The following is a 24727-nucleotide window of genomic DNA, read 5'->3' as shown; positions in this document are numbered from 1 at the left end:
GGGCCCGGGGCCGATTCACGTGCGCGCCAGTCTCGCTGATCAGAGCGGCGGCGGTGCTAGGCCGAGCCTGGCCATCGCCCTCGGCGCCAACCTGCCCAGCCGCTGCGGCAACCCAATCGCCACCCTGATCGCGGTGCGGCCCTTGCTGGAAGCCAGCGTGCGGCGATGGAGTCAGGGTCTGCGGCGCCCAGGAGAGACGGCGGCCTTCCGCTGGTCACCGCTGTTTGAAACCCAACCTGTGGGCGGCCCCCCCAGCCAACCCAACTACGTCAATGCCGTCGTGCTGGTGGAGGGCGCAAGCGTGACCGCCGAGCCGGCCACAGATGCTGCCGAGGAGCTGCTGGAGCACTTGCAGGAGCTGGAACAGCACTTCGGCCGGGAGCGCCAGGAACGCTGGGGACCCCGCAGCCTCGACCTCGACCTGCTCTGGTGGGGGGACCTGCGCTGCCACACCCCCCGCTTGCAGCTGCCCCATCCCCTCTGGCGAGAGCGAGACTTCGTGCTGGCCCCACTGGCGGCCCTGGGTGCGGCCCTGGAAGCCACGGCGCCGGGACCCAACTGCACAGCGATCGCCCTGGCCGGCCGAACCGGCTGGCCCGAGCAGCTGGAGGAGGGTTTGCTCACCAGAACAGCCGACCCCCCAGCTGATCCAGAGCGGAATCCACGCTGATCAGCAGCAGGTTGTCCAGCTCGGCCTGGGCAGCCCTGTCAGCCCACCAGCCATCCCTGCGCGATGCTGATGGCACTGCTGCAGCCACCGCTCGCCCATGGCTCCTCTCCCCGCTCCCGAGCCTGCGCGCCACCTGGAAACCACTGCCGCCCTGGACGCCCGCAAGATCCGCTTCGAGGTCAACCGCGTCGAGCTGCCGATGGGCGTGGTGGGCAGCTTCGGCCTGATCCGCCATCCCGGCGCCTCCCTGGCGGTGCCGGTGCTCGAGGACGGCCGCGTGGTGGTGCTGCGCCAATACCGCTTCGCCGTGGCCACCCGCCTGCTGGAATTTCCCGCCGGCACCCTCGATGACGGCGAAGACCCCCTCAGCACCATGCAACGGGAACTCCAGGAGGAGGCCGGCTACAGCGCCAGCCGCTGGGATCCTCTGGGGGCGATGTTGCCCTGCCCGGGCTACTCCGATGAGGTGATTCACCTGTTCCTGGCCCGCGACCTCAGCCCCCTGGCCGAGCCCCCCGCCGGCGACGACGATGAGGACCTGGAGGTGCTGCTGATGGAGCCCGCCGAACTGGATCAGGCCCTGGCCAGCGGCGACGAATACCTCGACGGCAAGAGCGTCACCGCCTGGCTGCGGGCCAAACAGCTGTTGGCCCTCTGAGCGCTATGCCCACCCCCCGCTGGCTGTTCTGGCATCGCCGCGACCTGCGCCTGGCCGACAACCGCGGCCTGGCGGCCGCCGCCGCCGCCACCCCGGCCGTGACCGGGGTGTTCGTGCTGGATCCCGCCATCCTCTCGGAGCCCACCATGGCGCCAGCGCGGCTGTGGTTTCTCAGCGAGAGCCTGCGGGAGCTGCAGCAGAGCTGGCAGCAGGCCGGCAGCCGGCTGGTGATCCTCCGGGGTGATCCCGCCGAGCTGCTGCCCCGCCTGGCCAGCGCCATCGACGCCGAGGTGGTGGCCTGGAACCGCGACGTGGAGCCCTTCGGGCGCGAGCGGGATCGGCGGGTGGCGCGGGCGCTGCAGGCGGATGGCCGCAAGGTGCTGGCCGACTGGGACCAGCTGCTGGTGGAGCCCGAGGCCCTCAAAACGGGCGCCGGCGATCCCTACCGGGTGTACGGCCCCTACTGGCGCAGCTGGCGCCGACGGGTGGAGGAGGCCAGCGCTCTTGGCTCGGCCGCCTCGGGTGGCCTGGATCCCCTGCCGGCGCCGAGCGCCCTGATCGATTGCGAGTCCGCCCAGCTCAGCGGGCTGCCACTGGTGAGCCCCGACCTGGAGCACGGCTTCTCCGGCAGCGACCTCTGCCCCTGCCGCCCCGGCGAGAAAGCTGCCCAGCAGCAGCTCGAGGCCTTCTGCGATGGGGATGGCCGCCACACTCCCCTGCTGAGCTACGAACCAGGCCGCAACATCCCCGGCGAGGCAGGCACCTCAGGCCTAAGCGCCGCCCTCAAGTTCGGCACGCTCAGCCCGCGCCAGGCCTGGGCCGCCGCCCAGCAGGCCCGTCCGCTGGCCCGCAGCGAGGAGGAGCGCCAGTCGATTCAGGTGTGGGAGCAGGAGCTGGCCTGGCGCGAGTTTTACCAACAGGCGCTGTTTCACTTCCCGGAATTGGCAGGCGGCCCCTACAGGCCCCAGTGGCGCGCCTTCCCCTGGGACAACGACACCGGCCGTTTTGAGGCCTGGCGCGACGGTCTCACCGGGATGCCGATCATCGACGCCGCCATGCGCCAGCTCAACGAAAGCGGCTGGATGCACAACCGCTGCCGCATGATCGTGGCCTCCTTCCTGGTGAAGGACCTGATCTGCGACTGGCGCTGGGGCGAGGCGGCTTTCATGGCACGCCTGGTGGATGGCGACCTGGCCGCCAACAACGGCGGCTGGCAGTGGAGCGCCAGCAGCGGCATGGACCCCAAACCCCTGCGCATCTTCAACCCGGCCACCCAGGCGGCCAAGTTCGATGCCGACGCCAGCTACATCCGCACCTGGCTGCCGGAGCTCAAGCACGTGAGCAGCCGCGACCTGATCAGCGGCGAGATTGCACCGCTGGAACGCCGCGGCTACCCAGCACCCCTGGTGAACCACAAGCTCCAGCAGGCCCGGTTCAAAGCCCTTTACGCCACGATCAAGAGCTGAGCCACGATCAAGGGCTGAGCCGCGATCAAGAACTCACCAACGCCGGCTCGCCCACCACGCTGCGCAGCACCGCGATCACCCGCTGCTGCTGCTCGTCAGTGAGCTCGGGGAAGATCGGCAAGCTCAGCACCTCCGTGCAGAGGCGTTCGGTGATCGGCAGGGATCCCGCGCCGTAACCCAAGGCGGCGTAGGCCGGCTGGCGGTGGATCGGAATCGGGTAGTAAATGATCGTGCTGACGCCGGCATCCTGCAGCTGCTGCTTGAGCCAGTCGCGGCAGCAGGCCTCGGGCAGGCCAAAACTGGCACTGTCAGGGGAGGGCACGCAGGCCCCTGACGCCCCTTCGCAGGCGCGGGCGCCGGGGCACTGGGGCACGCGCAGCACAAACTGGTTCCAGCTGTGGCCGGCGGGTCCGGCTTCCGGCAACGCCACGCCACCCAGGGCCGCCAGGTGATCGCGGTAGTGGCGGGCGATGGCACCGCGGCGCTCCACCCAGCGCGGCAGGTGGGGCAGCTTGACGTTGAGAACGGCGGCCTGGATGGAGTCGAGGCGGCTGTTGTAGCCCAGGGCTGTGTGCAGGTAGCGGCGCGGCATGCCATGCACGGCCAGCTCGCGGATGGCCTGGGCCAGCCCGGCATCGCGGCAGGTCACCGCCCCGCCATCGCCGGCGGCGCCAAGGTTCTTGGTGGGGAAGAAGCTGAAGCAGCCGGCATCGCCCCAGCTGCCCACCGGCCGGCCGGCCCAGCTGGCCCCCGTGGCCTGGGCACAGTCTTCGATCACCCGGAGGCCATGGCGCGCGGCGATGGCGCACACCCGCTCCATATCCACCGGGCGGCCAAACAGGTGCACCGGCAGCAACGCCTTGGTAGCGGGGTTGATGGCCGCTTCGAGCTGGTCGAGATCAATCAGGTAGCTGCTCTCCTCCACATCCACAAACACCGGCGTGGCGCCCACGGCGCTGATCGCTTCGGCGGTGGCGAAAAAGCTGAACGAGGCCGTGATCACCTCATCACCGGGGCCGATGCCCAGGCCCCGCAGGGCCAGGATCAGGGCGTCGGTGCCGCTGTTGCAGCCGATGGCGTGGGGCACGCCACAGGCCCTGGCGAAGTCATCTTCAAAGCGACCAATCGTGGCGCCGCCGATGTACTGACCGCTGCGCAGCACCTCTAGAACGGCCTGATCGAGAGCCTCACCCAGCTCATGGATCTGCTCGCTGAGGCTGAACGGAGGCACTTGCATCAGTGCAACTTAAGTCGCCCGCACCACCGGCCCGCGCTCAGGATGCCACTTGATATTGCAGCCGATGGCCGGCCGTTGCTCCCCAGGCACCGGTTCGCCGGCCAGCACGGCGGCGATGGCAGCCCGCAGGTCGCGGCCATTGCAAGGCAGGTCATTGCCAGGTCGGCTGTCATCCAACTGGCCGCGATAGGCGAGACGATGGTCGGCGCCAAACAGAAACAGATCGGGCGTGCAGGCGGCCTGAAAAGCCCGGGCCAGGGCCTGGTCGGCGTCGAAGAGATACGGGAAGGTCCAGTGGTGGGCAGCGGCCTGAGCCTGCAGACCCTCCGGGCCGTCCTGGGGATGGGTGAGGGTGCTGTTGCTGGAGATGCCGATCAGCTGCAACCCGGAGACGCCCGCGCCTCCCGCGTGCTCGCCCGCCAGCCGGGTCAGCTCCGGCTCGATGTGCTTTACAAACGGGCAGTGGGCACAGAGAAACAACACCAGCACCGGCTGAGCCGCCAGCACCTGCAGATCCAGAGGGCTGCCGCTCACCTGCTGGGTGCTGCCGGCAGCCAGTTCGGAGCGAATCAACTCGAGCGGCAACGGTGTGCCCAGCGGCAGCATCGTGGAGGGGGTGAGGGCCATGATTCCCGCGGCTCTGCCATGTGCCCACAATTGTGACCCCATTCCGGAGACGGCCTGCCCTTGCCATTGCCCTCGGCGCTGCCCTGCTGAGCGCCTGCGTGCCGGCCCACCGCCACCCGAGCTGGGCGATCTACCCCCTGCAGCGGGTGGTGCCCCACGACGGCCTGGCCGTGGTGAGCCAACCCGATGGCTATGGCCTGCACATCTGGCTCGACACCGACACCCGCCAGAGCGGCCGCTGCCAGCCCCGCTGGAGCGTCGATGCCGCCCGGCTGTTCAACGGCAATGGCAGCGCGCCGTTCAGCTCGGGCCTGGCCCCGCGCCAGGAGTTCTTCCAGGCCGTGGCCCGCGCCGAGGTGCAACGCGCCCTGCGCCAGCAGAGCGAAGCCCTCTGCCGGCAGCGGGCACCCCGCAGCAGCTTCAGCTGGGTGGAGCCCCCCCGCAATGCCGCCGAGATCAAGCCCGAGACCTATCCGCTGCTGGAGGAGTCCGACCTGCTCAGCGATCCCAACGCCGTGCTCGAGCAGGAGGAGCGCCTGCTTCAGTCCGCGCCCACAGCACCGGCTCAGCCCGGCGCCAGTAGCGACTGAAGCGGCGCAGATCGACCGGCTCCGGCAGCTCCACGAAGGGCTCGGGCTCGATCACCTGCAGCGGCAATTGGGCGGCGATCCGCTCGCGCAGCAGGGCGAAACGCGGATCCACGCCGGCGCTGGTCACCACGCCATCGGCCCCATGGCGGCGGGCGAAGGCCAGCACCTCCTCGGCCACATCGCCGTGGCGCAGGGTCACCGGCAGCTCCAGCAGGCATTCATACAGAAAGCCCAGGCGCTTGAGGCTGAGGCCCGCCTGGGCGATCAGCTGCCGATCAAACACAAACACCGCCGGCACCGCCGGATGGGCCACCAGGGCGGGATTGGCCGGCCCCAGGGCCTCGCCGTGAATCCAGAGCACGGGCTTCAGCACGGTTGCTCACCCAGCAATGGTCCTCCCAGCAACTGGGCCTGCAGCTGCTCGTAGCTGGCGTCAAACGGGCAGGTGCCGTTTGTGGCGGCAGCGCAGGCGCGGCAGTAGCGCCCGGAGCTGAAGCGCTCCAGGTTGTCGCGGTTGAACAGGTAGGGCTTGCTGCTGAAGCTGCTGGCCACCCACTGCCAGCTGAGGTTGTTGCTGGCGGGGTCGCCATCGAGCAGGTGCTGCAGAAACCAACGGGCGCCGGCCTGCCAGCGCACCCGGCGCCAATGCACCACGTAGCTGGCCAGCCACATCCGGGCGTGGTTGTGCAGCCAGCCGGTGGCATGAAGCTCCTGCACGAAGCCGTCGATGCAGGCCAGGCCGGTGCGGGCCTCGAGCAGGTCGGCCGGCAGCGCGGCGGCGTAGGCCTCGGGGGCATGGCCGGTTTTGAGCGGTTCGCGGTCGTGCCAGATGCCATCGCCGAGCTGGCGCCAGAGCCGTTGCCAGTAGTCGCGCCAGCCCAGCTCATTGATTAATTTTTGGGCCGCTGCCGGAGGCTGGCCGCTGCGCTCCAGCCAGGCAAACACCGCCTCGCGCACCTCCACCAGGCTGAGCACGCCGTGGCGGATCCAGGGCGAGAGGCGCGTCACAGCCCCATCGAGGTGGTTGCGGCTGCGGCCATAGGCCAGCGGATCGATGGCGGCGAGCGCCGTTTCAGCCGCCCGGCGCCCACCTGGGATCGGGCTCAACCCGCCAGGGGCCTCAGGAAACAGCTGCCGCAGGGTGGCTTCCAGCTCGGCGCGGCTGGCGAACTGACGGGGCAGATCCCCGGGTGGGAGAGAATCCCCCGATCGCATCACTTCGGCTCCTGGCCATTCCTCCCATGCTCCTCGATCTGCGCGGCAAGAAGGCCCTGGTCACGGGTATTGCCAACAACAAATCGATCGCCTGGGGCATCGCCCAGCAGCTCCATGCCGCTGGCGCCGAGCTGGGCGTCACCTACCTGCCGGATGAGAAGGGCCGCTTCGAAGGCAAGGTGCGCGAGCTCACCACTCCGCTGGCGCCCAGCCTGTTCGAGCCGCTGAACGTGCAGGACCCGGCCCAGATCGAGGCCGTGTTTGCGCGGGTGAAGGAGCAGTGGGGCTCGATCGACGTGCTGGTGCACTGCCTGGCCTTCGCCGGCAAGGACGAACTGATCGGCGACTACTCCGCCATCAGCCCCGAGGGCTTTGGCCGGGCCCTGGAGGTGAGCGCCTACTCGCTGGCGCCCCTCTGCCGCTGGGCCAAGCCCCTGTTCAACGAAGGCGGCAGCGTGATCACGCTGAGCTATCTGGGGGCTGAACGGGCCATCCCCAACTACAACGTGATGGGCGTGGCCAAGGCGGCCCTGGAGGCCTCGGTGCGCTACCTGGCCGCCGAGCTGGGCCCGGAGAAGCAGGTGCGCGTCAACGCGATCAGCGCCGGCCCGATCCGCACCCTGGCCAGCAGCGCCATCGGCGGCATCCTCGACATGATCCACAACGTGGAAGCCAAGGCCCCCCTGAAGCGCACGGTTACCCAGGAGGAGGTGGGCAGCACCGCCGCCTTCCTGGCCAGCCCGCTGGCCTCAGGCATCACCGGCCAGGTCATCTACGTGGACGCCGGCTACTGCATCACCGGCATGTGAGCGGCACACTGGAGCCAAGAGCCCCAGCAGGCCCAGGAGAGCATCACCATGCGCACCGGCACCATCCACCGCGTCACCGGCGAAACCGACGTGCGCGTGACGCTGGGGCTCGACGGCAGCGGCCGCTGCACGGTGAACACCGGCGTGCCGTTTCTCGACCACATGCTCCACCAGCTGGCCAGCCACGGCCTGGTGGACCTGGAGATCAGCGCCAAGGGTGACACCCACATCGACGACCATCACACCAACGAAGACGTGGGCATCGCCGTGGGCCAGGCCCTGGCCCAGGCCCTGGGCGACCGGCGCGGCATCCACCGCTTCGGTCACTTCGTGGCGCCCCTCGATGAAGCGCTGGTGCAGGTGGCGCTCGACTGCTCCGGCCGACCCCACCTCAGCTACGGGCTGCAGATCCCGGCCCAGAAGATCGGCAGCTACGACACGGAGCTGGTGAAGGAGTTTTTCGTGGCCGTGGCCAACAACAGTGGCCTCACCCTGCACATCCGCCAGCTGGATGGGGTGAACTCCCACCACATCGTGGAGGCCTGTTTCAAGGCGTTTGCGCGGGCGCTGCGCCTGGCCGTGGAAGTGGATCCACGCCGCGCCGGCACCGTGCCGAGCAGCAAAGGCGTGCTGGAGCAGGCAGGGAGCTGAGGAAGGCCACTGCCGGGACCACTAGCCCACTAGCCCGGATCCGACTCCCGCGACCAGAGAAACAGCCCCAGCCGCTCGGCATCCGCCATCGTTTGCTCCGCATCGAGCAACAGGGCGCTGCGCGCTTCCCAGGCGATGCCGGCCAGGCCCGCCACCGCGGCCTTGGCCACGGTGGTGGGACCGATGCCGGGGAGGTCCATGCGCCTGTCCTGGTTGAGCTTGGGGGCCTTGTAAAGCACGCCGGAGCGGCCCGTATCCGGCCGATCGGTGCGCGTGGCCGCCACCCACTCGAGCATGGCGTCCGTGCCCGGCAGGGCTTCAGTGGCCAGGCACAGCCCCTTGGCCACCACCGCTCCCTGGCCCACATCCACCTGGGAGATGGCCTCCACGATGTAAGCGGCGCGCTCCACATCAGCCCGGTCCATGTCGCTGGGCACGGTGCTGGCGTAGAGACCGGGCTCCGGCAGCAGGTTCGGCGCCACATCCTCGATGCCCACCACCCGCAAACCGTGCTCCTCGATGATCTGTGCCAGTGCCCGGAGGGAGGCGTCATCGCCGTTGCGCAGCGAGGCCAGGATGCGCGGAGCGGCCATCAAGGTGGAACCCTCGAAGCGCAGCAGGTTGAGCGAGCGCGGCCGCACAAACTTGCCCACCATCACGATCTGCTCGATGCCCCGCTGCTGCAGCGACTTGATGAAAGCGATCGAGCGCTCGAAGAAGAATTCCTCCGCCGCTGGTACATCCACCTCCAACCCATGGGGATAGCAGGCGATGTGGGAGCGGCCCGCCCGGGCGAGGGCCTGCGAGAGCATCCTCGGCAGCGCGCCCTCACCGGCAATGATCGCGAGGGTCGGATCACCCATCAGGGCCGAAACTGCTCCGCGCTCAGTGGTATGGGCAGTCAAAGGCCCAACACCCTGGAGTGGCTGGCTGTGGTGGACAGGTCCTGCGGCGTCATGGCCCCTTCAGGGCAGCCTGCAGCGCCTGGAGCAGGGCCGCGGGGCTGAGCCGCTGGTCGGCCTGGGCGCCCTCCTGGTCGCTGGCTGCGGCGCGCAGATCCTTGAGCCCCACCAGGCCATCAGCCGCCTCCTGCTCACCGATCACCGCCGCCCAGCGGGCCCCGGAGCGGTCGGCCCGTTTGAACTGCTTGCCAAAGGCCGCGCCACTGGCATCGCGCTCCACCGCCAGGCCAGCCTGACGGCAGAGCCGCGCCAACGCCAGCGCCTGCGTGGCCGCCGCCTCGCCGCGGCTCACCACGTAGAGATCCAACGCCGGAGCAGCCGCCACCGGCCGCTCGAGCTGGCTGAGCAGCAGCACCAGCCGCTCCATACCGAGGGCCCAACCGATCGCGGGAGTGGCCGGCCCGCCCAGCTGCTGCACCAGGCCGTCGTAACGGCCGCCGCCACACACGGTGGCCTGGGCGCCCAGCTGGCTGCTGGTGATCTCGAAGGCGGTGTGGCTGTAGTAGTCGAGGCCCCGCACCAGGCGGGGGTTGAGCACAAAGGGGATCTCCAAGGCTGCGAGGGCCTGCTGCACGGCGGCGAAGCGGGCCTGGCTGGCGTCGCTGAGGGCTGACGCCAGGCTGGGGGCCTCCGCCAGCAGCGCCTGGGTGCCTGGGTGTTTGGAATCCAGCACCCTCAGGGGGTTGCTGTGGATACGCGCCTGGGAATCGGCATCGAGCAGCTCGCGCCGCTGCTCAAGCCAAGCCACCAGCAGCTCGCGGTAGCGGGCCCGATCCTCAGCGCTGCCGAGGGAATTGAGCTCCAGGGCCAGGCCACCCACGCCCAGCGCGGCCAGCAGATCCCAGGCCACGGCGATGGCCTCCGCATCGCTGCAGGCATCGGCAAAGCCCAGCAGCTCCAGGCCGATCTGGTGGAACTGGCGCTGGCGGCCCGCCTGGGGGCGCTCGTAGCGGAACATCGGCCCGCCATACCAGAGCCGCTGCGGCCCCTGGCTCAGCAGGCCGTGCTGGATCGCGGCCCGCACCACCGAGGCCGTGCCCTCCGGCCGCAGGGTGCAGCTGCGATCACCGCGATCGAGAAAGGTGTACATCTCCTTACCCACCACATCGGTGGCCTCGCCGATGCCGCGGGCAAACAACTCGGTGACCTCCAGCAGCGGCGTGCGGATCTCGACGATCCCCGCGCGGCGGAACTGCTCCCGGGCCGTGGCTTCCACGTGCTGCCACAGGCCGCTCTGCTCGGGCAGCAGATCGACCATGCCACGCAGGCTCTGCAGCGACGCCAAGGCGAAAGGAGCGAGTGGGGTGAGTCTGCCTGCCGGCGCTCAGGCGGGGCTGGCGGCATTGGTGGCGCGGTACCAGCGGGCGAAGCGCTCCACCCCCACGGCGATCGGGGTGGCGGGCCGGAAGCCCACCCAGGCCTCCAGCAGAGCTGTGTCGGCGGCGGTAGCCTCCACATCACCGGGCTGCATTGGCTGCAGATCCCGGATCGCCGGCCGGCCCAGGACCTGCTCCAGCAGCTCGATGAAGCGCAGCAGCTCCACCGGCTCGCTGTTGCCGATGTTGAACAGGCGGTGGGGCGCCCAACTGGTGGCTGGGTCGGGCGACCCGGCATCGAAGGCAGGATTGGGGGTGGCGGGCTTGTCGGCGCAGGCGATCACGCCGGAGACGATGTCATCGATGTAGGTGAAATCCCGGCGCATGCGCCCCTGGTTGAACACCCGGATCGGCTCCCCCGCCAGGATCGCCTTGGCAAACAGCATCGGCGCCATGTCGGGCCGGCCCCAGGGGCCGTACACCGTGAAGAAGCGCAGACCGGTGGCCGGTAGCCCATAAAGGTGGCTGTAGGTGTGGGCCATGAGCTCATTGGCCTTCTTGGTGGCCGCATAGAGGCTCACCGGATGGTTCACCGGCTGGTGCTCGGCAAACGGCAGATTGGTGTTGCCGCCATACACCGAGCTGCTGGAGGCATAGACGAGATGCTCAATGCCGTGGTGGCGGCAGCCCTCGAGGATGTGGCCGAAGCCCACCAGATTGGCCTGGATGTAGGCGGCCGGGTTTTCGATCGAGTGGCGCACCCCTGCCTGGGCCGCCAGATGGATCACCGTGGTGGGGTTGTGCTGCGCGAAGGCCGCTTCCACCGCCGCCCGATCCTCCAGATCGGCTTCGATCAGCGCCCAGGAGGCGCCGGAGGTGCCCGTGGTGACCGCCGTGGCCTGGAGCTGGGCAATCCTGGCCCGTTTCAGGGCGGGGTCGTAATAGGGATTGAAGTTGTCGAACCCCACCACCCGCTCGCCGCGAGCCAACAAGCGCTCGCACACGGCTGCACCGATGAAGCCGGCAGCACCAGTCAAGAAAATAGTCATGGAAGGGGCTCCGGACCTGCGGGGGGAACGGCCTGCAAGCTCCACGGCGTCCTGTGCCGGATTCTGTACAACCAGTACGGAATCAGGGAGAGCAGCTTGCGGAACGGGGCCTTGGACATTCAGCTGAGGGCCTCCCGGAAGTAGGCGATCGTGGGGTCCAGGCCCTGCTCCAGCGGCACCGTGGGCTGCCAGCCAAGCTCCTGCTGGGCCAGCGCGATCACCGGTTGCCGCTGCAGCGGGTCGTCGGCCGGCAGCGGTTCACAGGTCAACGGCAGGTCGGGATTGATGCGGGCGCGAACCAGCTCGGCCAGCTGGCGGATCGTGAACTCGCCAGGGTTGCCGATGTTGATCGGGCCGGTGTGGCTGCCATTCATCAGTCGGATCAGGCCCTCCACCAAGTCATCCACATAGCAAAAGCTGCGGGTCTGGCTGCCATCGCCATAGAGGGTGAGCGGTTCGCCCCGCAAGGCCTGCACGATGAAGTTGCTCACCACCCGACCGTCGTCGGGGAGCATGCGCGGGCCATAGGTGTTGAAGATCCGCGCCACCCGGATCTCGGTGCCATGCATGCGCCGGTAGTCGAAGCAGAGCGTTTCGGCGATGCGCTTGCCCTCGTCGTAGCAGCTGCGCAAGCCGATGGTGTTGACGCAGCCGCGGTAGCTCTCGGGCTGGGGATGCACCTCCGGATCGCCATACACCTCGCTGGTGCTGGCGAGCAGCAGCCGGGCACCGACGCGGCGGGCCAGGCCCAGCATGTTGTAGGTGCCCAGGAAGCTGGTTTTGGCGGTCTTGATCGGGTTGAACTGGTAGTGCACCGGAGATGCCGGGCAGGCCAGGTGCCAGATCCGATCGACCTCAAGCTTGATCGGCTCGGTGACGTCGTGGCGGATCAGCTCAAAGCGCGGATGGCCGATCCATTGGGCGATGTTGACCTTGCGGCCGGTGAAGAAGTTGTCGAGGCAGATCACCTCCTCGCCGGCCTGCATGAGGCGATCGACGAGGTGAGAGCCGACGAAGCCGGCGCCGCCGGTGACCAGGTTGCGCGTGATCGAAGCCGGCATCTCTCAGCCCTCCCCCACGGTCCAAACGTTGAGCCCTGCAGCCCGGGCGGCGCTGGCGTCCGCCTTGGCCCGGGCATCAAACAGCCAGGCCGGCTGGCGCATCACCGCCGCCACCGCTGGCCAATCGATCGCTGCGAATTGCTGCCATTCGGTGAGCAGCAGCAGGGCATCGGCGCCGCTGGCCGCCTGCTGCACATCGCTCACTTGGTGCCAGCTCCCTTCGGCAGTGTGAGCGCCAGTGGCCTCGCCAGCCGGCTGACCCAGGTCGCGCGCCATTTGCTCTTCGTTCACTTTGGGATCCACGATCTGCATGATCGCGCCCTCCTCCAGCAGATCCCGGCAGATCCGGATCGCCGGTGATTCGCGCGTGTCGTTGGTGTCGGCCTTGAAGGCAAAGCCCAACACCCCGATCCGTTTCCCCGTCACCGTGCCAAACAGCTTGTTCACCACCAGCTTGGCGATGCGGTGCTGCTGCCAGGTGTTGAGCAGCACCACCTGCTCCCAGTAGGCCGCCACCTCCTCCAGGCCGTAGTGGCGGCAGAGATACACCAGGTTGAGGATGTCTTTCTGGAAGCAGCTGCCACCAAAACCAGGGCCCGCCTGCAGAAACTTCGCGCCAATACGGCTGTCGGCGCCGATCGCCTTGGCCACCTCGCGCACATCGGCACCCGTGGCTTCGCAGATGGCCGCAATGCTGTTGATCGAGCTGATCCGCTGGGCCAGAAAGGCATTGGCCGTGAGCTTGGAGAGCTCGCTGCTCCAGAGGTTGGTGCGCAGGATCTTCTGGGGGGCCACCCACTGGCCATAGATCCCTGCCAGGGCCTCGATCGCCTCCGGATCCTCGCCACCGATCAGCACCCGATCAGGACCCTCCAGATCACCGATCGCCGTGCCCTCCGCCAGAAACTCGGGGTTGGAGAGCACCGCGAACGTCTTGCCCGCTGGGCCCGCATCCAGGATCGCCTTCACCGCCGCTGCGGTGCGCACCGGCAGGGTGCTTTTCTCCACCACGATCGTGTGGCCCTGAGCGGCGCGGGCGACCGTGCGGGCGCTGGCCTCCACCCACTTGAGGTCGCTGGCCTGACCAGCGCCCAAACCCTTGGTCTTGGTGGGCGTGTTCACCGACAGGAACACCATGTCGGCCGCGGCGATCGCCGCCTCCACCGCCGTGGAGAAGTGCAGATTGCGGCCACGGCAGCGGCCCACCACCGCATCCAGACCCGGCTCGTAGACCGGCAGCTGGCTGAGATCGGGATCGTTCCAGGCGGCGATGCGCTCGGCATTGAGATCCACCACGCTCACCTGGATCTGCGGGCAACGATCAGCAATCACCGCCATCGTCGGACCGCCCACATAGCCCGCGCCGATACAGCAAATGCTGCGAATGGTTGATGACGCCATGGAACGCGGCAGGCCGATAGCGAGAGACTATCCCTGAAGCACGGGATGCCCCGATTGGCCCAACTGCTGATCACCGGAGGCGCCGGCTTCATCGGTAGCCACACCGCCCTGGTGCTGCTGGAGGCCGGCCACAGCCTGGTGGTGCTCGACAACTTCACCAACAGCTCGCCCGAGAGCCTGCGGAGGGTGCAGGAGCTGGCCGGCCCTGAGGCAGCCGGCCGGCTCACGGTGGTGGAGGGCGACATCCGTTCCGCAGCGGATCTGGAGCGGGCCTTCGCCGCCGCCCCCGGCGGCGGGCCGATTGAAGCCGTGATCCACTTCGCCGGGCTCAAAGCGGTGGGGGAATCGGTGCGCGACCCCCTGCGCTACTGGGATGTGAACCTGGCGGGCTCGCGGCAGCTGCTGGCGACCATGCAGGCCCACGGCTGCCGCACCCTGGTGTTCAGCAGCAGCGCCACCCTCTATGGCTACCCCGAGGTGGTGCCGATCCCCGAGACGGCGCCGATTCAACCGATCAATCCCTACGGCCACAGCAAGGCCGCCGTGGAGCAGCTGCTGGCCGATCTGGTCGCCAGTGAGCCCGGCTGGCGCATCGCCCGGCTGCGCTACTTCAACCCCGTCGGAGCCCACCCCAGCGGGCGGATCGGCGAAGACCCCAGCGGCATCCCCAACAACCTGTTCCCGTTCGTGAGCCAGGTGGCCGTGGGGCGGCGCGAGCGACTGCAGGTGTTTGGCGGCGATTGGCCCACCCCCGATGGCAGCGGCATCCGCGACTACATCCACGTGATGGACCTGGCCGACGGCCACCGGGCCGCCCTCGATGTGCTGCTGGCGGAGCCACCCCAGCTGCTCACCCTCAACCTCGGCAGCGGGATGGGCCACTCCGTGCTGGAGGTTGTACACGCCTTCGAAGCCGCCAGCGGCCGCCCGGTGCCCTACACCGTGGTGCCGCGGCGCGATGGCGACGCCGCCAGCACGGTGGCCGATCCCCACCTGGCCATCGAGCGGCTGGGCTGGCGCACCCAGCGCGGGCTGGCCGACATCTGCCGCGACGGCTGGTGCTGGCAGCAGGCCAACCCCCAGGGCTATGGCCGCTGACGCCCGGCTGGTGCTGGCCGGTGGCGGCCACAGCCATGCGCTGCTACTGCGGATGTGGGCCATGGCACGGGGGCGACCCGGTCGACGGCCAGCAGCCCAGATCACCCTGGTGAGTCGGTGCAGCACCGCCCTGTATTCGGGCATGGTGCCGGGTCTGGTGGCCGGCCTTTACGACACCCAGGCCTGCAGCATCGACCTGCGTCGCCTCTGCCGACTGGCCAAGGTGACCTTCGTGCAGGCGGAGATCACTGGCCTCGATGTCCAGGCACGGGAGCTGCAGCTGGAGGGCCGGCCCAGCCTGCGCTGGGACTGGCTCAGCCTCGATGTGGGGGCGGAAACCGTCGACAGCGAGCACGCGGCGGTGGGCGTCAAGCCCCTGGAGCCCTTCCTGCAGTGGTGCGCCCAGCAGGAGCAGGGCTCTATGCGCATCCGGGGCGGTGGCGCGGCGGCCGTGGAGGTGGCCTTGGCCCTGCGGGGCCGGGGGCTGCAACCCGAGCTGCTGTTGCGGGGGCACGCCTTGCATCTGGGCTCGGCAGCGGCCAACCGGCTGGGCGAACGGCTGCTCCAGGGCGCAGGAATCACCGTTGAAAAAAACAGCCCCGCAGGTGCGGCGGCCGACCTGGCCTGCACCGGCAGCGGCGGGCCCCATTGGCTGGCCGCCAGCGGACTGCCCTGCGACGCCCGGGGGCGGCTGCTCACCGAAGCGAGTCTGCAGGTGAAGGACCACCCCATGCTGTTTGGCAGCGGCGACTGCGGCGTCATCACAGGCCATCCCCGCCCTCCCGCCGGTGTCTGGGCCGTGCGCTGCGCCCCAACCCTGGCCCGCAACCTGGCCGCCGCAGTGGCGGGTCGCCCGCTGCGGCCCTGGCGGCCCCAGCGCTGGGCCCTGCAACTGCTGGGGGATGGCGGCAGCCTGATGCGGCAGCCCCAAGCCGTGGCCTTCTGGGGCCCCTGGGCCTTCGGGCCGAGCCCCCTGCTCTGGCGCTGGAAGCACCACCTCGATCAGCGCTTCATGGCTCGCTTCAGCCGCCTGAAGGCCATGGATCACAACGGGGCCGCGCCGATGGCCTGCCGGGGCTGCGCCGCCAAGCTGGCCGCCAGTCCGCTGCAGGACGCCCTGGCACGCAACAGCCTGGGCGGCGGCACACCGGCGAGCGCCGAGGACGCCGCCGTGATCGGCCCCACGCCGGATGGGACGCTGCTGCTGCAGAGCGTGGATGGCTTCCCGGCGCTGGTGGCTGACGCCTGGCTCAATGCCCGGCTCACCACCCTGCACGCCTGCAGCGACCTCTGGGCCTGCGGCGCCCGGGTGGAGAGCGTGCAGGCGGTGGTCACCCTGCCCGAGCTGGCGGCTCCAGTGCAGGCCGACCTGCTCAGCGACACCCTGGCGGGGATCCAATCGGTGCTGGCGCCGCTGGGGGCCCGGCTGATCGGCGGCCACACCCTGGAGGGCCGCCACACCCAAAACCAGCCAGAGCCCGCTGGGGGCAGCCTGAGCCTGGTGCTGAGCGTGAATGGCCGCACTGGCGCCGGTGAACCCTGGGGCAAGGGGCCATTGCGCCCGGGCGATGGCCTGCTGCTGAGCCGGCCGATCGGCAGCGGCGTACTGTTTGCCGCCGCCATGGCCGGCAGCGCCCAGCCCCAGTGGATCGACGCCGCCCTGCTCCAGATGCAGCAGAGCCAGGCGGCCCTGGTGGAGCTCCTGGCCCGCCACGGCTGCCGGGCCTGCACCGACGTGACCGGCTTCGGGCTGCTGGGCCACCTGGGCGAGATGCTGGCCGCCAGCCCCGACCCCTGCCGCGTGACGCTGAAGGCTGCCGCGATCCCAGCCCTGCCCGGGGCGCTGCAGCTGCTGGAGCAGGGCTGGGCCAGCAGCCTGGCCCCCTCCAACGCCAGCGCCCTGGCCCTATTGGGGGAACGGGTGCAGCTGCAGGGAATGGCCAGCGCGGCGCAGCAGGGCCTGTTGATCGATCCCCAGACCTGCGGCCCCCTGCTGGCAGCGATTCCCGCCGATCAGTGCAACGCCGCCCTTGCCGCGCTGCAGCAGGCGGGCTTCCCCCAGGCCACCGTGATCGGCCATATGCACACCTGAGCACCGCCACAGCGACCCGGCAGGGAGAATGGCTCCACTGCTGATCCCCGCCCGTTGTCTGCCCTCACCCGCTGCCTGGAGGAAGAGGCTGCTGCCATCGCCGCGGCCGCCCAGCGCCTCAGCAGCGAGCAGGTGGAGGCGGCCCTGGAGCTGCTGGAGGGCTGCCGCCAGCGCCGCGCCAAGCTGGTGGTGACGGGGGTGGGCAAGAGCGGCATCGTCGCCCGCAAGATCGCCGCCACCTTCTCCTCGATCGGCCTGACGGCCGTGTTTCTCAACCCGGTCGACGCCCTGCACGGCGATCTAGGGATCGTCGCCTCCGACGACGTCGCCCTGCTGCTCTCCAACAGCGGCGAAACCGAAGAGCTGCTGGCCATCCTTCCCCACCTGCGCCGCCGCGGCACCGCCCGCATCGCCCTGGTGGGTCGCCTGGCGTCCAGCCTGGCGCTGGGCTGCGACGTGGTGCTCGATGGGGCGGTGGATCGGGAGGTGTGCCCGCTGAACCTGGCCCCCACCGCGAGCACGGCGGTGGCTATGGCGATCGGGGATGCCCTGGCGGCCGTGTGGATGGAGCGGGCCGGCATCTCGCCGGAAGACTTCGCCATCAACCATCCGGCCGGCTCCCTCGGCCGCCAGCTCACCCTCACCGTGGCCGATCTGATGGTGCCGGCCAGCGATCTAGCGGGCCTCTCACCCGAAGCCCCCCTAGCGGAGGTGATCGGCCGGCTCACCGAGGGCAGCAACGGCAAGGGCAGCCTTGGCGCCGCCTGGGTGCAGGCGGCTCACAACCCCGCCGAGCTGGCCGGGCTGATCACCGATGGCGATCTTCGCCGCACCCTGCAACGCCATGCTCCCGAGCACTGGGCTGCCCTGCGAGCCGGCGCCATGGCGACCGCCAACCCGATCACGGTGGCGCCAAACACCCTGGCCATCGCGGCGCTGGAGCTGATGGAGCGCAATCCCCGCCAGGCGATTTCGGTGCTGCCGGTGGTGGATCCAACCCGGCCCCGCCAGCTGCTGGGTCTGCTGCGGCTGCACGATCTGGTGCAGGCTGGGTTCACCACCAGCACCGCCGCTGAGCGCCCATGACGGCCATCCCCTTCACCCTGATCGCCGGCCCCTGCGTGATCGAAAGTCGCGATCTGGTGCTGCAGGTGGCCGAGCAGGTGAAAGCGATCACCGATCGCCTCGGCATCCGCTACGTGTTTAAGGCCAGCTTCGACAAAGCCAACCGCAGCTCCGGCAAATCGTTTCGTGGGCCCGGCCCCGAGGAGGGCCTGGCGATCCTGCAGGAGGTGGGGCAGACCTTCGGCCTGCAGGTGCTGACCGACATCCACGAAAGCCACCAGGCCGCCGCCGCCGCCCAGGCGGTGGACGTGCTGCAGATCCCGGCCTTCCTCTGCCGCCAGACCGACCTGCTGGAGGCCGCGGCCAAGGCCGTGGCCGGCACCAACAAGCTTGTGAACGTCAAGAAAGGGCAATTCCTGGCGCCCTGGGACATGGCCCAGGTGGTGAACAAGCTCACCGAATGCGGGCTGGATCCCGCCAGCGGCCGCCTCTGGCTCACCGAGCGTGGCAGCAGCTTTGGCTACAACACGCTGGTGGTGGATTACCGCGCCATCCCCCAGATGCAGGCCCTGGGTTGCCCGGTGATCTTCGATGCCACCCACGCGGTGCAGCAGCCCGGCGGCCAGGGCACCACCTCGGGCGGCCAGCGGGAATTCGTGGCACCCCTCGCCAGAGCAGCCGTTGCGGTGGGGGTGGATGGCTTGTTCCTGGAGGTGCATCCCAACCCGGAGAAAGCCCTCAGCGACGGACCCAACATGGTGCCGCTGCATCGCCTGGAGGCCCTGCTGAGCCAGCTGCTGGCCATCCGCGCAGCGGTGGCCGATGGCCTGGCGGTGAGCACGCTGTGAGCCGGCTTGGTATGCGTTTCCGCCTGCAACGGCGCCTGCTCAGCCCCCGCCTGCGCCAGATCCAGCTGCTGGTGTGCGACGTGGATGGCGTGCTCACCGATGGGGGGCTGCACTACGACGAGCAGGGCCGGGTGGTGAAGCGCTTCGACGTGCGCGACGGCCTGGCGATCCGGATGCTGCAGCGGGCTGGCATCGAGGTGGCCTTTCTCAGTGGCGGCCGCAGCGGTGCGATCGAGCAGCGGGCCCGGCACCTGCAGGTGAGCCACTGCCTGGTGGGGGTGGGCGACAAACTCAGCGCCCTGCGCCAACTCCAGGCCACGCTTCAGCTGGAGCGGGAGCACACCGCCTTCATCGGCGACGACCTCAACGACCTCACGGTGCGCCCCGCCACAGGCCTGCTGATCAGCCCCGCCGATGGGGCCGCAGGCCTGCGGCGCCAGGCCGACTGGGTGCTGCGGCGCCGGGGGGGCGATGGCGCCGTGCGCGAGCTGGCGGAGTCGCTGCTGCAGCACCGGGGGCTGTGGCGAGAGCTCAACCGGGAGGGCTGGCGGGACGGCAACGCCTAAGGCGCCAGGGCCCGGGCCTGCTCCAGCTGCTCCGGGGTGTCCACCGAGAGGCAGTCCTGATCCACCGCGAAGGTGAGCAGGGGAATGCCGGCATCGATCAGCCGCAGCTGCTCCAGTTTCTCCAGCTGCTCGAGGGGGGAGACGGGCAGCGCCGTCCAGCTGGCCAGCACATCGGCCCGGTAGCCGTAGAGGCCCACATGGCCCCAGTAGGTGGTGTGGTCGGCCCACTGCTCCGGCGGCACGCCGCGCAGGTGGGGCAGAGCACTGCGGGAGAAGGTGATGGCCCGGCCGTCACGGGCCCGCAACACCTTCACCACGTTGGGATCGTGCAGCTTGTCGGCCGTGAGCGGATACACCGGCGTCAGCACCGGCGGCCGCTGCAGCGCCACAAACTGGGCCACCATCGCCTCAATGATCCCTGGATCCAGCAGGGGCTGATCCCCCTGCACATTGATCACCAGCGTGTCCGAGAGCGCAGGGTCCAAAGACCAGCCACCCGCGGCGGCCACCAACTCCTTCACCACACTGGCCAGGCGCTCACTGCCCGAGCTGCAATCCGGGGAGGTCATCAGCACCGGAAACCCCCAGGCTTCGGCGTCAGCGCGCACCTGATCACTGTCGGTGCACACCACCACCGCCGCCACGCCCTTGGCCTGGCTGCAGCGCTCGAGCACGTGCTGGAGCATCGGTTTGCCGGCGATGTCGGCCAGCACCTTGCCCGGCAGCCGCGCTGATGCCAGGCGGGCCGGCACGGCCACCACAACGCAAGGATCACGCACCGGATCGGTCATGTGTTCACGCTAAAGCCGCTCCAGCCGCAGCCGCTCGGCCCGCAGCTCCCGCAGCTTCTGGCCCAGCTCAGGCCCTGGCCGCATGCCAGCTGCCAACAGGTCTGCGGCGGTCGAGGCGGCCTTCACCTGGCGCCAACGCAGCCACCAGCGCAGCAGGGGCCGGCGCGGGCCGATACCGCAGGCAAGGGCCAGGGCCACCGCGTCAGGGCTGCAGCCCGGGGCCTCCAGCAGGGCACACCAGTGTTCTGCCAACACCGGCAGGGCCTCCCCCTGCCGCTCCTGCAGCCAGCGCCGCAGCTCCAGCCACTGGACCAGCAACCGATGCTGGCGATGGGGCAGCTGCAGCCGCTCCGCTAGCGCCAGCGGATCGCGTGCAGCGGCCACCAGTGCCGCCAGCGGAGGCAGCCCCAGCCGCTCGGCCCAGCGCAGCCGCCGCGGCCACGTCCCATCGGCCTGCAGGGCCGGATCCAGCAACGCCAGCGCGCCCCAGCGCTGCAAGGCCGTGAGCGCCGCCAACCAGGGCTCCCGCTCCAACAACAGCTCCAGCTCCATCCGCAGCCGGGTGCCCAGGGCCGCCGGAGCCTGACCCGGCGGATCCCCTAGCCGCCAGCCCCAGGGCCAGGCCGCCAGGGTGGCGCGGGCCTGCGCGGCGCTAGCGGGCTCCAGCTCCAGCCCGAGCCTGGCGGCGTAACGGGCGCCGCGCACCAGGCGGGTGGGATCGTCAAGGATGCTGGCGGCATGGAGCAAGCGCAGTCGGCGCTGCTGCAAATCCAGCTGCCCCCCATGGGGATCCAGCAGCTGGCCACTGCCCAGATCGAGGGCCATGGCGTTGATGCTGAAGTCGCGGCGGGCCAGGTCATCCTCCAGGCCACCGAGGGTCACTCGGGGATTCTCTGCGGGCACCGGATAGGTCTCAGCGCGGGCGGAGGCCACATCGAGGAGCACCGGCTGTCCGTCAATCACCACCTCCAGCTCCACGGTGCCGAACGCGCCATGCTCCCGGGCCGCAAGCAAGGCCGCGGCCGGCAACCTCTGTGCCAACCGGCTCACAAACGCACTGGCCTGTCCCTCCACCACTAGATCCAGATCGGGCAACCCCCGCCAGGGGTCGTTGTGAACCCGGTGCAGCAGGAGATCCCGCACGGCCCCACCCACCAGCGCAACCCGGCAATCCGCGGCGGCGGCAGCGAGCTGGCGCAGCAGGCTGGGGGGAAGGCCCGGAATATCCATGGTGCTGTCATGGCAGGCACCCCGGGAGCGTGCCACACCAGCGCGTGGCGAATCAGTCCCAGAGGCGGAAAGCGGCGTCACGTGATGCGAACCACTCGGCCGCCAGCGCCGCCCCGGCGTGGCGATAGTCACGGAACCAGGGCCCTCCCTTGGTCCAGTGCACCAGCAGCGGCCCGCCTTGCTCCGGCGCCAGCGTCGGCGCCTCCTGAACATCGATCAGATGGTTCCAGCGCTGGGCCGGTAGCGCGCCGATCGCGTCGTCATCCAGCCACTCAAAGCGGTGCAGGAACAGCCCCGTAGCGGTGTTCACGTAGTCCGGCGTGAGCGCGGTGCAGCGCGAACAGTTGAAGAGCATCAGGGAGCTCCAGTTCTTGCGGGCGTAGCGGGTCTGCACAGCCCCGAGGAATTTCACTGTTTCCTCCGGCTCGTGGCTGTGCTTCACCACCATCAGCGCATGGCGATCATCCCTGCAGGCCCACAGTTCGGCGAGATCGCCGCGACACAACATGTCGCAGTCCATGAACACCGCCCACCCCTGATAGCCCATCAGATAGGGGACCAGAAAACGAGTAAACGAAAACTCGGTGCTCTGCTGGGGATTGCGCTCCCGGGTGAATACGTCAGTCAACTGGGAGGCCACGATTGGCGTGATCGCCAGCGGCAGGCTGCTGTGCTGGTAAAGGCTATCGATCAGCACATTCACCGCCGCCCGTTCATGGGGGTCGTAGCCCACAAACACCGGGACGGGCACTGGAGAAGACATCGGCAAGGCGGCAGAGCGACGGCCCGCAGGGAGCACGGACCAGAACATGGCTATAGGGATTTCAAGATATCACGTCTTCGTGATATCAGAGAGTACGACCGCCGACTTTCCGGCAGCAGCGCCGCCCCCGCTGCGGCTCAGGTGGGCTCGCCAAGCGGCTGAATCGGCGCCAGGCGGGGATCGAGGATCTTCGGTCCCATTCCTTCGAACTTCACCGCCAGCGAGATCTTCTCGCCGCTACCGAACAGGTGCGTCACCCGCCCCTCGCCGAAAGCCACGTGACACAGTCGGTCACCCACCGCCCAGTTGCGGCCGGGCACCGCCGCCCCGCGGCGGCGCACCGAGTTGCTGGGGGCACCAGCCTCGCCACCACCGGCCACCCGCCGGCTCTCCTCACGATCCACGCGGGTGAGGCGATCGAGGCGCTGCTCGCGGCGGATGGCGGCACCGCCGCTGTGGGGAATGTCGCCCTGGATCAGGGCGCTGGGCAGCTCCGAGAGAAACACCGACGGCACCGCCGGCTCACGCATGCCGCCCCAGAGGCGCCGCTCACTGGCATGGGAGAGGAACAACCGCTCCTTGGCCCGGGTGAGGCCCACATAGCAGAGGCGGCGCTCCTCCTCAAGGGCGGAGGGATCCTCGAGGGAGCGGTAGCTGGGGAACAGCCCCTGCTCCATCCCCACCAGATACACCACCGGAAACTCCAGGCCCTTGCTGGCGTGCAGGGTCATCAGGGTGACCCGGTCCTGCTCGGTATCTTTCGAATCGGCGTCGCTGGCGAGGGCCGCCGAAGCCAGGAAATCCTCCAGGGAGCCCTCCTCGTTTTCCTCCTGGTATTGCAGGGCGGCGTTCACCAGTTCGTTGAGGTTGCGGCGCCGATCTTCGGCTTCGTCGGTGCCATCGGCGATCAGCTCCGCCACGTAGCCGCTCTGCTCCATCACCCGCTGCACGAGTTCGGAGGGGGCGATGTCCTGGGCGCAGGCCTGCAGGCCATTGATCAGCTCGCAGAACTGCAGCAGCCCCTTGGCCGACCGTCCCCCCAGGGAGCGCACTGCCTCGGCATCGCTCACCACATCCCAAAGGGGAATGCCGAGCTGGTTGGAGGCGTCGGTGAGCCGCTCGATCGTGGTTTTGCCGATGCCGCGCTTGGGGGTGTTGAGCACCCGCAGCAGGCTGACGGTATCGGCCGGATTCACCAGCAACTTGAGGTAGGCGAGCACGTCCTTGATCTCGCGCCGGTCGTAGAAGCGCAGCCCACCCACCACGATGTAGGGGATGCCCCAGCGCACCAGCGACTCCTCCATCGCCCGACTCTGGGCATTGGTGCGATACAGCACAGCCATGTCGCCCCAGCTGAGATCGGGGTGGGCAGCCTCCAGCATGCGCATGCGGTGCACCACCGCTTCCGCCTCGGCGATCTCGTCATCGCAGCGGGTGAGGGAGATCAGCTCGCCTTCGCCGCGGGTGGGCCGCAGCACCTTGTCGATGCGCTCGGAGTTGTGGGCGATCAGGGCGTTGGCCGCCTCCAGGATCGTGGCGGTGGAGCGGTAGTTCTCCTCCAGCTTCACCATCGTGCTGGTGGCTTCGGCGGCGGCGCCATCGCCGAAGTCGTCCTGAAACCCCATCAGGATCGTGAAGTCGGCGGCGCGGAAGCTGTAGATGCTCTGGTCGGCGTCCCCCACCACAAACACCGAGCGCCCGTCCCAGTCGTCGTAGGCGGCCGGATCGCGACCGTTGGTCACCAACAGCTTGATCAGGTCGTACTGGGTGCGGTTGGTGTCCTGGTATTCATCCACGAGCACGTGGCGGAAACGCCGGTGCCAGTAGTCGCGGATCTGCTCATTCTGGCGCAGCAGCTGCACCGGCAAGAGCAACAGATCGTCGAAGTCGAGGGCGTTGTTGGCCGCCAAGGCGCGCCGATAGCGCCGGTAGGTCTCCGCCATCAACCGGCCCCGCTGACCGCCGGCATCGGCTTCGAGCTGCTCGGGCATCCAGCCCTGGTTCTTGGCGTTGCTGATCGCCCAGCGCACCTTCTTGGGCTCAAAGCGCTTGGGATCGAGCTGCAGCTCCTGGGTCACGATCTCCTTGATCAGGCTCTGCACGTCGTTCTCGTCGTAGATCGAGAACTGGCGGGTCCAGCTGAGCCCCTCGGGATCCTTGAACTTGTCGATGTCGAAGCGCAGCAGCCGCGCGAACAGGGCGTGGAACGTGCCGATCCACAGCTCCTTGATCACCTCTCGGTAGATGCGCGAGCGCAGCTGGCGCTGCTCCACCGCCGGCAGGGTGCTCCACGGCTGACCGAACTGGCTCTGGGCCAGCTTCTGGGCCAGCAGCAGCTCCAGCCGCTCCTTCATCTCGCGGGCCGCTTTGTTGGTGAAGGTGACGGCGAGCAGATGGGCGGGATCGGCGCCGTGGTGGCCGATCAGGTGGGCGATGCGGTGGGTGAGGGCCCGGGTTTTGCCACTACCGGCGCCGGCCACCACCAACAGCGGGCCGGTGTGGTGGTCCACCGCCTTGCGCTGGGCGTCATTCAGGCCGGCGAGGAAAGCACTCATGGGCCCG

Annotated in this window: 24 protein-coding genes; 11 read left to right on the top strand and 13 right to left on the bottom strand. The window is 69.3% G+C overall.

Going from position 1 to position 24727, the window contains the following annotated elements:
- Positions 1–19 precede the first annotated feature (19 nt).
- The 3 genes from folK (at position 20) to KBY57_RS06950 (ending at position 2794) form a co-directional block, all read left to right on the top strand.
- The gene (gene folK / locus KBY57_RS06960; protein ID WP_254995160.1) at positions 20–670 is read left to right on the top strand and encodes a 2-amino-4-hydroxy-6-hydroxymethyldihydropteridine diphosphokinase; all 651 of its coding nucleotides are present in this window, start codon (positions 20–22) and stop codon (positions 668–670) included.
- A gap of 97 nt (positions 671–767) precedes the next feature.
- On the top strand, positions 768–1328 hold the full coding sequence (locus KBY57_RS06955; RefSeq protein WP_254995159.1) for an NUDIX hydrolase: 561 nt from the start codon (positions 768–770) through the stop codon (positions 1326–1328).
- 5 nt (positions 1329–1333) lie between these two features.
- Positions 1334–2794: an FAD-binding domain-containing protein gene (locus tag KBY57_RS06950; RefSeq protein ID WP_254995157.1), complete on the top strand. Its 1461-nt coding sequence runs from the start codon at positions 1334–1336 to the stop codon at positions 2792–2794.
- Positions 2795–2819: 25 nt separating this feature from the next.
- On the opposite strand, the gene KBY57_RS06945 is transcribed toward KBY57_RS06950, so the two are convergent.
- On the bottom strand, positions 2820–4031 hold the full coding sequence (locus tag KBY57_RS06945) for a DegT/DnrJ/EryC1/StrS family aminotransferase (RefSeq protein WP_254995156.1): 1212 nt from the start codon (positions 4029–4031) through the stop codon (positions 2820–2822).
- A gap of 9 nt (positions 4032–4040) precedes the next feature.
- Entirely contained in the window at positions 4041–4658 is a 618-nt protein-coding gene (locus tag KBY57_RS06940) for a thioredoxin family protein (protein ID WP_254995154.1), read from the bottom strand.
- Positions 4659–4690: 32 nt separating this feature from the next.
- Here KBY57_RS06940 and KBY57_RS06935 point away from each other — a divergent pair, with 32 nt between their 5' ends.
- Entirely contained in the window at positions 4691–5248 is a 558-nt protein-coding gene (locus KBY57_RS06935) for a hypothetical protein (RefSeq protein WP_254995153.1), read from the top strand.
- Here KBY57_RS06935 and KBY57_RS06930 read toward each other — a convergent pair.
- The gene (locus KBY57_RS06930; RefSeq protein WP_254995152.1) at positions 5157–5621 is read right to left on the bottom strand and encodes a hypothetical protein; all 465 of its coding nucleotides are present in this window, start codon (positions 5619–5621) and stop codon (positions 5157–5159) included. The genes KBY57_RS06935 and KBY57_RS06930 overlap by 92 nt on opposite strands.
- A complete protein-coding gene (locus KBY57_RS06925; protein WP_254995151.1) occupies positions 5615–6463 on the bottom strand; it encodes an FAD-binding domain-containing protein in 849 nt (282 codons plus the stop codon). Before KBY57_RS06925 ends, KBY57_RS06930 begins: the two co-directional genes overlap by 7 nt.
- A gap of 26 nt (positions 6464–6489) precedes the next feature.
- On the opposite strand from KBY57_RS06925, the gene fabI reads away from it, so the two are divergent.
- Both fabI and hisB read left to right on the top strand, forming a co-directional pair.
- The gene (gene fabI, locus KBY57_RS06920) at positions 6490–7272 is read left to right on the top strand and encodes an enoyl-ACP reductase FabI (protein ID WP_254995150.1); all 783 of its coding nucleotides are present in this window, start codon (positions 6490–6492) and stop codon (positions 7270–7272) included.
- Positions 7273–7320: 48 nt separating this feature from the next.
- Positions 7321–7923 (top strand): imidazoleglycerol-phosphate dehydratase HisB, encoded by a 603-nt coding sequence (hisB, locus tag KBY57_RS06915; RefSeq protein WP_254995149.1) that lies wholly within the window; start codon positions 7321–7323, stop codon positions 7921–7923.
- A gap of 29 nt (positions 7924–7952) precedes the next feature.
- Here hisB and KBY57_RS06910 read toward each other — a convergent pair whose 3' ends face one another.
- From KBY57_RS06910 to KBY57_RS06890, 5 genes are all read right to left on the bottom strand, one after another.
- Positions 7953–8786 (bottom strand): LpxI family protein, encoded by an 834-nt coding sequence (locus KBY57_RS06910; RefSeq protein ID WP_254995148.1) that lies wholly within the window; start codon positions 8784–8786, stop codon positions 7953–7955.
- A 91-nt stretch (positions 8787–8877) separates the two neighbouring features.
- Positions 8878–10170 (bottom strand): histidine--tRNA ligase, encoded by a 1293-nt coding sequence (gene hisS, locus KBY57_RS06905; protein WP_254995147.1) that lies wholly within the window; start codon positions 10168–10170, stop codon positions 8878–8880.
- A gap of 39 nt (positions 10171–10209) precedes the next feature.
- A complete protein-coding gene (locus KBY57_RS06900) occupies positions 10210–11250 on the bottom strand; it encodes an NAD-dependent epimerase (protein WP_254995146.1) in 1041 nt (346 codons plus the stop codon).
- A gap of 119 nt (positions 11251–11369) precedes the next feature.
- Positions 11370–12311, bottom strand: coding sequence for a UDP-glucuronic acid decarboxylase family protein (locus KBY57_RS06895; RefSeq protein WP_254995145.1), 942 nt, complete (start codon positions 12309–12311; stop codon positions 11370–11372).
- Between the two features lie 3 nt (positions 12312–12314).
- A complete protein-coding gene (locus tag KBY57_RS06890) occupies positions 12315–13712 on the bottom strand; it encodes a nucleotide sugar dehydrogenase (RefSeq protein ID WP_254995144.1) in 1398 nt (465 codons plus the stop codon).
- Between the two features lie 54 nt (positions 13713–13766).
- Here KBY57_RS06890 and galE point away from each other — a divergent pair, with 54 nt between their 5' ends.
- From galE to KBY57_RS06865, 5 genes are read left to right on the top strand one after another with little or no spacing between them, the layout of a single operon-like run.
- Positions 13767–14810: a UDP-glucose 4-epimerase GalE gene (gene galE / locus KBY57_RS06885; protein WP_254995238.1), complete on the top strand. Its 1044-nt coding sequence runs from the start codon at positions 13767–13769 to the stop codon at positions 14808–14810.
- Complete coding sequence (selD, locus tag KBY57_RS06880; RefSeq protein WP_254995143.1) at positions 14800–16902, top strand: selenide, water dikinase SelD; 2103 nt, start codon at positions 14800–14802, stop codon at positions 16900–16902. The genes galE and selD overlap by 11 nt, the downstream gene beginning before the upstream one ends.
- Positions 16903–16956: 54 nt before the next feature.
- Positions 16957–17988, top strand: a complete 1032-nt coding sequence (locus KBY57_RS06875; RefSeq protein ID WP_254995142.1) for an SIS domain-containing protein — start codon at positions 16957–16959, stop codon at positions 17986–17988.
- Positions 17985–18815, top strand: coding sequence for a 3-deoxy-8-phosphooctulonate synthase (kdsA, locus tag KBY57_RS06870; RefSeq protein ID WP_254995141.1), 831 nt, complete (start codon positions 17985–17987; stop codon positions 18813–18815). The genes KBY57_RS06875 and kdsA overlap by 4 nt, the downstream gene beginning before the upstream one ends.
- Positions 18816–18826: 11 nt before the next feature.
- Entirely contained in the window at positions 18827–19381 is a 555-nt protein-coding gene (locus KBY57_RS06865; protein WP_254995140.1) for a KdsC family phosphatase, read from the top strand.
- Here the strand turns inward: KBY57_RS06865 and kdsB are convergent.
- From kdsB to KBY57_RS06845, 4 genes are all read right to left on the bottom strand, one after another.
- A complete protein-coding gene (kdsB, locus tag KBY57_RS06860; protein WP_094559079.1) occupies positions 19378–20172 on the bottom strand; it encodes a 3-deoxy-manno-octulosonate cytidylyltransferase in 795 nt (264 codons plus the stop codon). The two genes, KBY57_RS06865 and kdsB, sit on opposite strands and share 4 nt — an antisense overlap.
- Positions 20173–20181: 9 nt before the next feature.
- Positions 20182–21402 (bottom strand): CCA tRNA nucleotidyltransferase, encoded by a 1221-nt coding sequence (locus tag KBY57_RS06855; protein WP_254995237.1) that lies wholly within the window; start codon positions 21400–21402, stop codon positions 20182–20184.
- Between the two features lie 52 nt (positions 21403–21454).
- Positions 21455–22165, bottom strand: coding sequence for a glycosyltransferase (locus KBY57_RS06850; protein ID WP_254987877.1), 711 nt, complete (start codon positions 22163–22165; stop codon positions 21455–21457).
- A 137-nt stretch (positions 22166–22302) separates the two neighbouring features.
- Complete coding sequence (locus tag KBY57_RS06845) at positions 22303–24720, bottom strand: UvrD-helicase domain-containing protein (RefSeq protein WP_254995139.1); 2418 nt, start codon at positions 24718–24720, stop codon at positions 22303–22305.
- Positions 24721–24727 lie beyond the last annotated feature (7 nt).

The sequence above is a fragment of the Cyanobium sp. Aljojuca 7D2 genome, assembly GCF_024346415.1.
Taxonomy (GTDB): domain Bacteria; phylum Cyanobacteriota; class Cyanobacteriia; order PCC-6307; family Cyanobiaceae; genus Cyanobium_A.
This window is presented reverse-complemented; position numbering and strand designations above follow the sequence as displayed.

What these genes read in the sequence shown, in the direction of transcription:
- KBY57_RS06955 (WP_254995159.1), top strand. Translation starts at nt 768, where the DNA reads ATGGCTCCTCTCCCCGCTCCCGAGCCTGCGCGCCACCTGGAAACCACT.
- KBY57_RS06950 (WP_254995157.1), top strand. Translation starts at nt 1,334, where the DNA reads ATGCCCACCCCCCGCTGGCTGTTCTGGCATCGCCGCGACCTGCGCCTG.
- KBY57_RS06945 (WP_254995156.1), bottom strand. Translation starts at nt 4,031, where the DNA reads ATGCAAGTGCCTCCGTTCAGCCTCAGCGAGCAGATCCATGAGCTGGGT.
- KBY57_RS06940 (WP_254995154.1), bottom strand. Translation starts at nt 4,658, where the DNA reads ATGGCCCTCACCCCCTCCACGATGCTGCCGCTGGGCACACCGTTGCCG.
- KBY57_RS06925 (WP_254995151.1), bottom strand. Translation starts at nt 6,463, where the DNA reads ATGCGATCGGGGGATTCTCTCCCACCCGGGGATCTGCCCCGTCAGTTC.
- fabI (WP_254995150.1), top strand. Translation starts at nt 6,490, where the DNA reads ATGCTCCTCGATCTGCGCGGCAAGAAGGCCCTGGTCACGGGTATTGCC.
- hisB (WP_254995149.1), top strand. Translation starts at nt 7,321, where the DNA reads ATGCGCACCGGCACCATCCACCGCGTCACCGGCGAAACCGACGTGCGC.
- KBY57_RS06910 (WP_254995148.1), bottom strand. Translation starts at nt 8,786, where the DNA reads ATGGGTGATCCGACCCTCGCGATCATTGCCGGTGAGGGCGCGCTGCCG.
- KBY57_RS06900 (WP_254995146.1), bottom strand. Translation starts at nt 11,250, where the DNA reads ATGACTATTTTCTTGACTGGTGCTGCCGGCTTCATCGGTGCAGCCGTG.
- KBY57_RS06895 (WP_254995145.1), bottom strand. Translation starts at nt 12,311, where the DNA reads ATGCCGGCTTCGATCACGCGCAACCTGGTCACCGGCGGCGCCGGCTTC.
- KBY57_RS06890 (WP_254995144.1), bottom strand. Translation starts at nt 13,712, where the DNA reads ATGGCGTCATCAACCATTCGCAGCATTTGCTGTATCGGCGCGGGCTAT.
- selD (WP_254995143.1), top strand. Translation starts at nt 14,800, where the DNA reads ATGGCCGCTGACGCCCGGCTGGTGCTGGCCGGTGGCGGCCACAGCCAT.
- kdsA (WP_254995141.1), top strand. Translation starts at nt 17,985, where the DNA reads ATGACGGCCATCCCCTTCACCCTGATCGCCGGCCCCTGCGTGATCGAA.
- KBY57_RS06865 (WP_254995140.1), top strand. Translation starts at nt 18,827, where the DNA reads ATGCGTTTCCGCCTGCAACGGCGCCTGCTCAGCCCCCGCCTGCGCCAG.
- kdsB (WP_094559079.1), bottom strand. Translation starts at nt 20,172, where the DNA reads ATGACCGATCCGGTGCGTGATCCTTGCGTTGTGGTGGCCGTGCCGGCC.
- KBY57_RS06855 (WP_254995237.1), bottom strand. Translation starts at nt 21,402, where the DNA reads ATGGATATTCCGGGCCTTCCCCCCAGCCTGCTGCGCCAGCTCGCTGCC.
- KBY57_RS06850 (WP_254987877.1), bottom strand. Translation starts at nt 22,165, where the DNA reads ATGTCTTCTCCAGTGCCCGTCCCGGTGTTTGTGGGCTACGACCCCCAT.
- KBY57_RS06845 (WP_254995139.1), bottom strand. Translation starts at nt 24,720, where the DNA reads ATGAGTGCTTTCCTCGCCGGCCTGAATGACGCCCAGCGCAAGGCGGTG.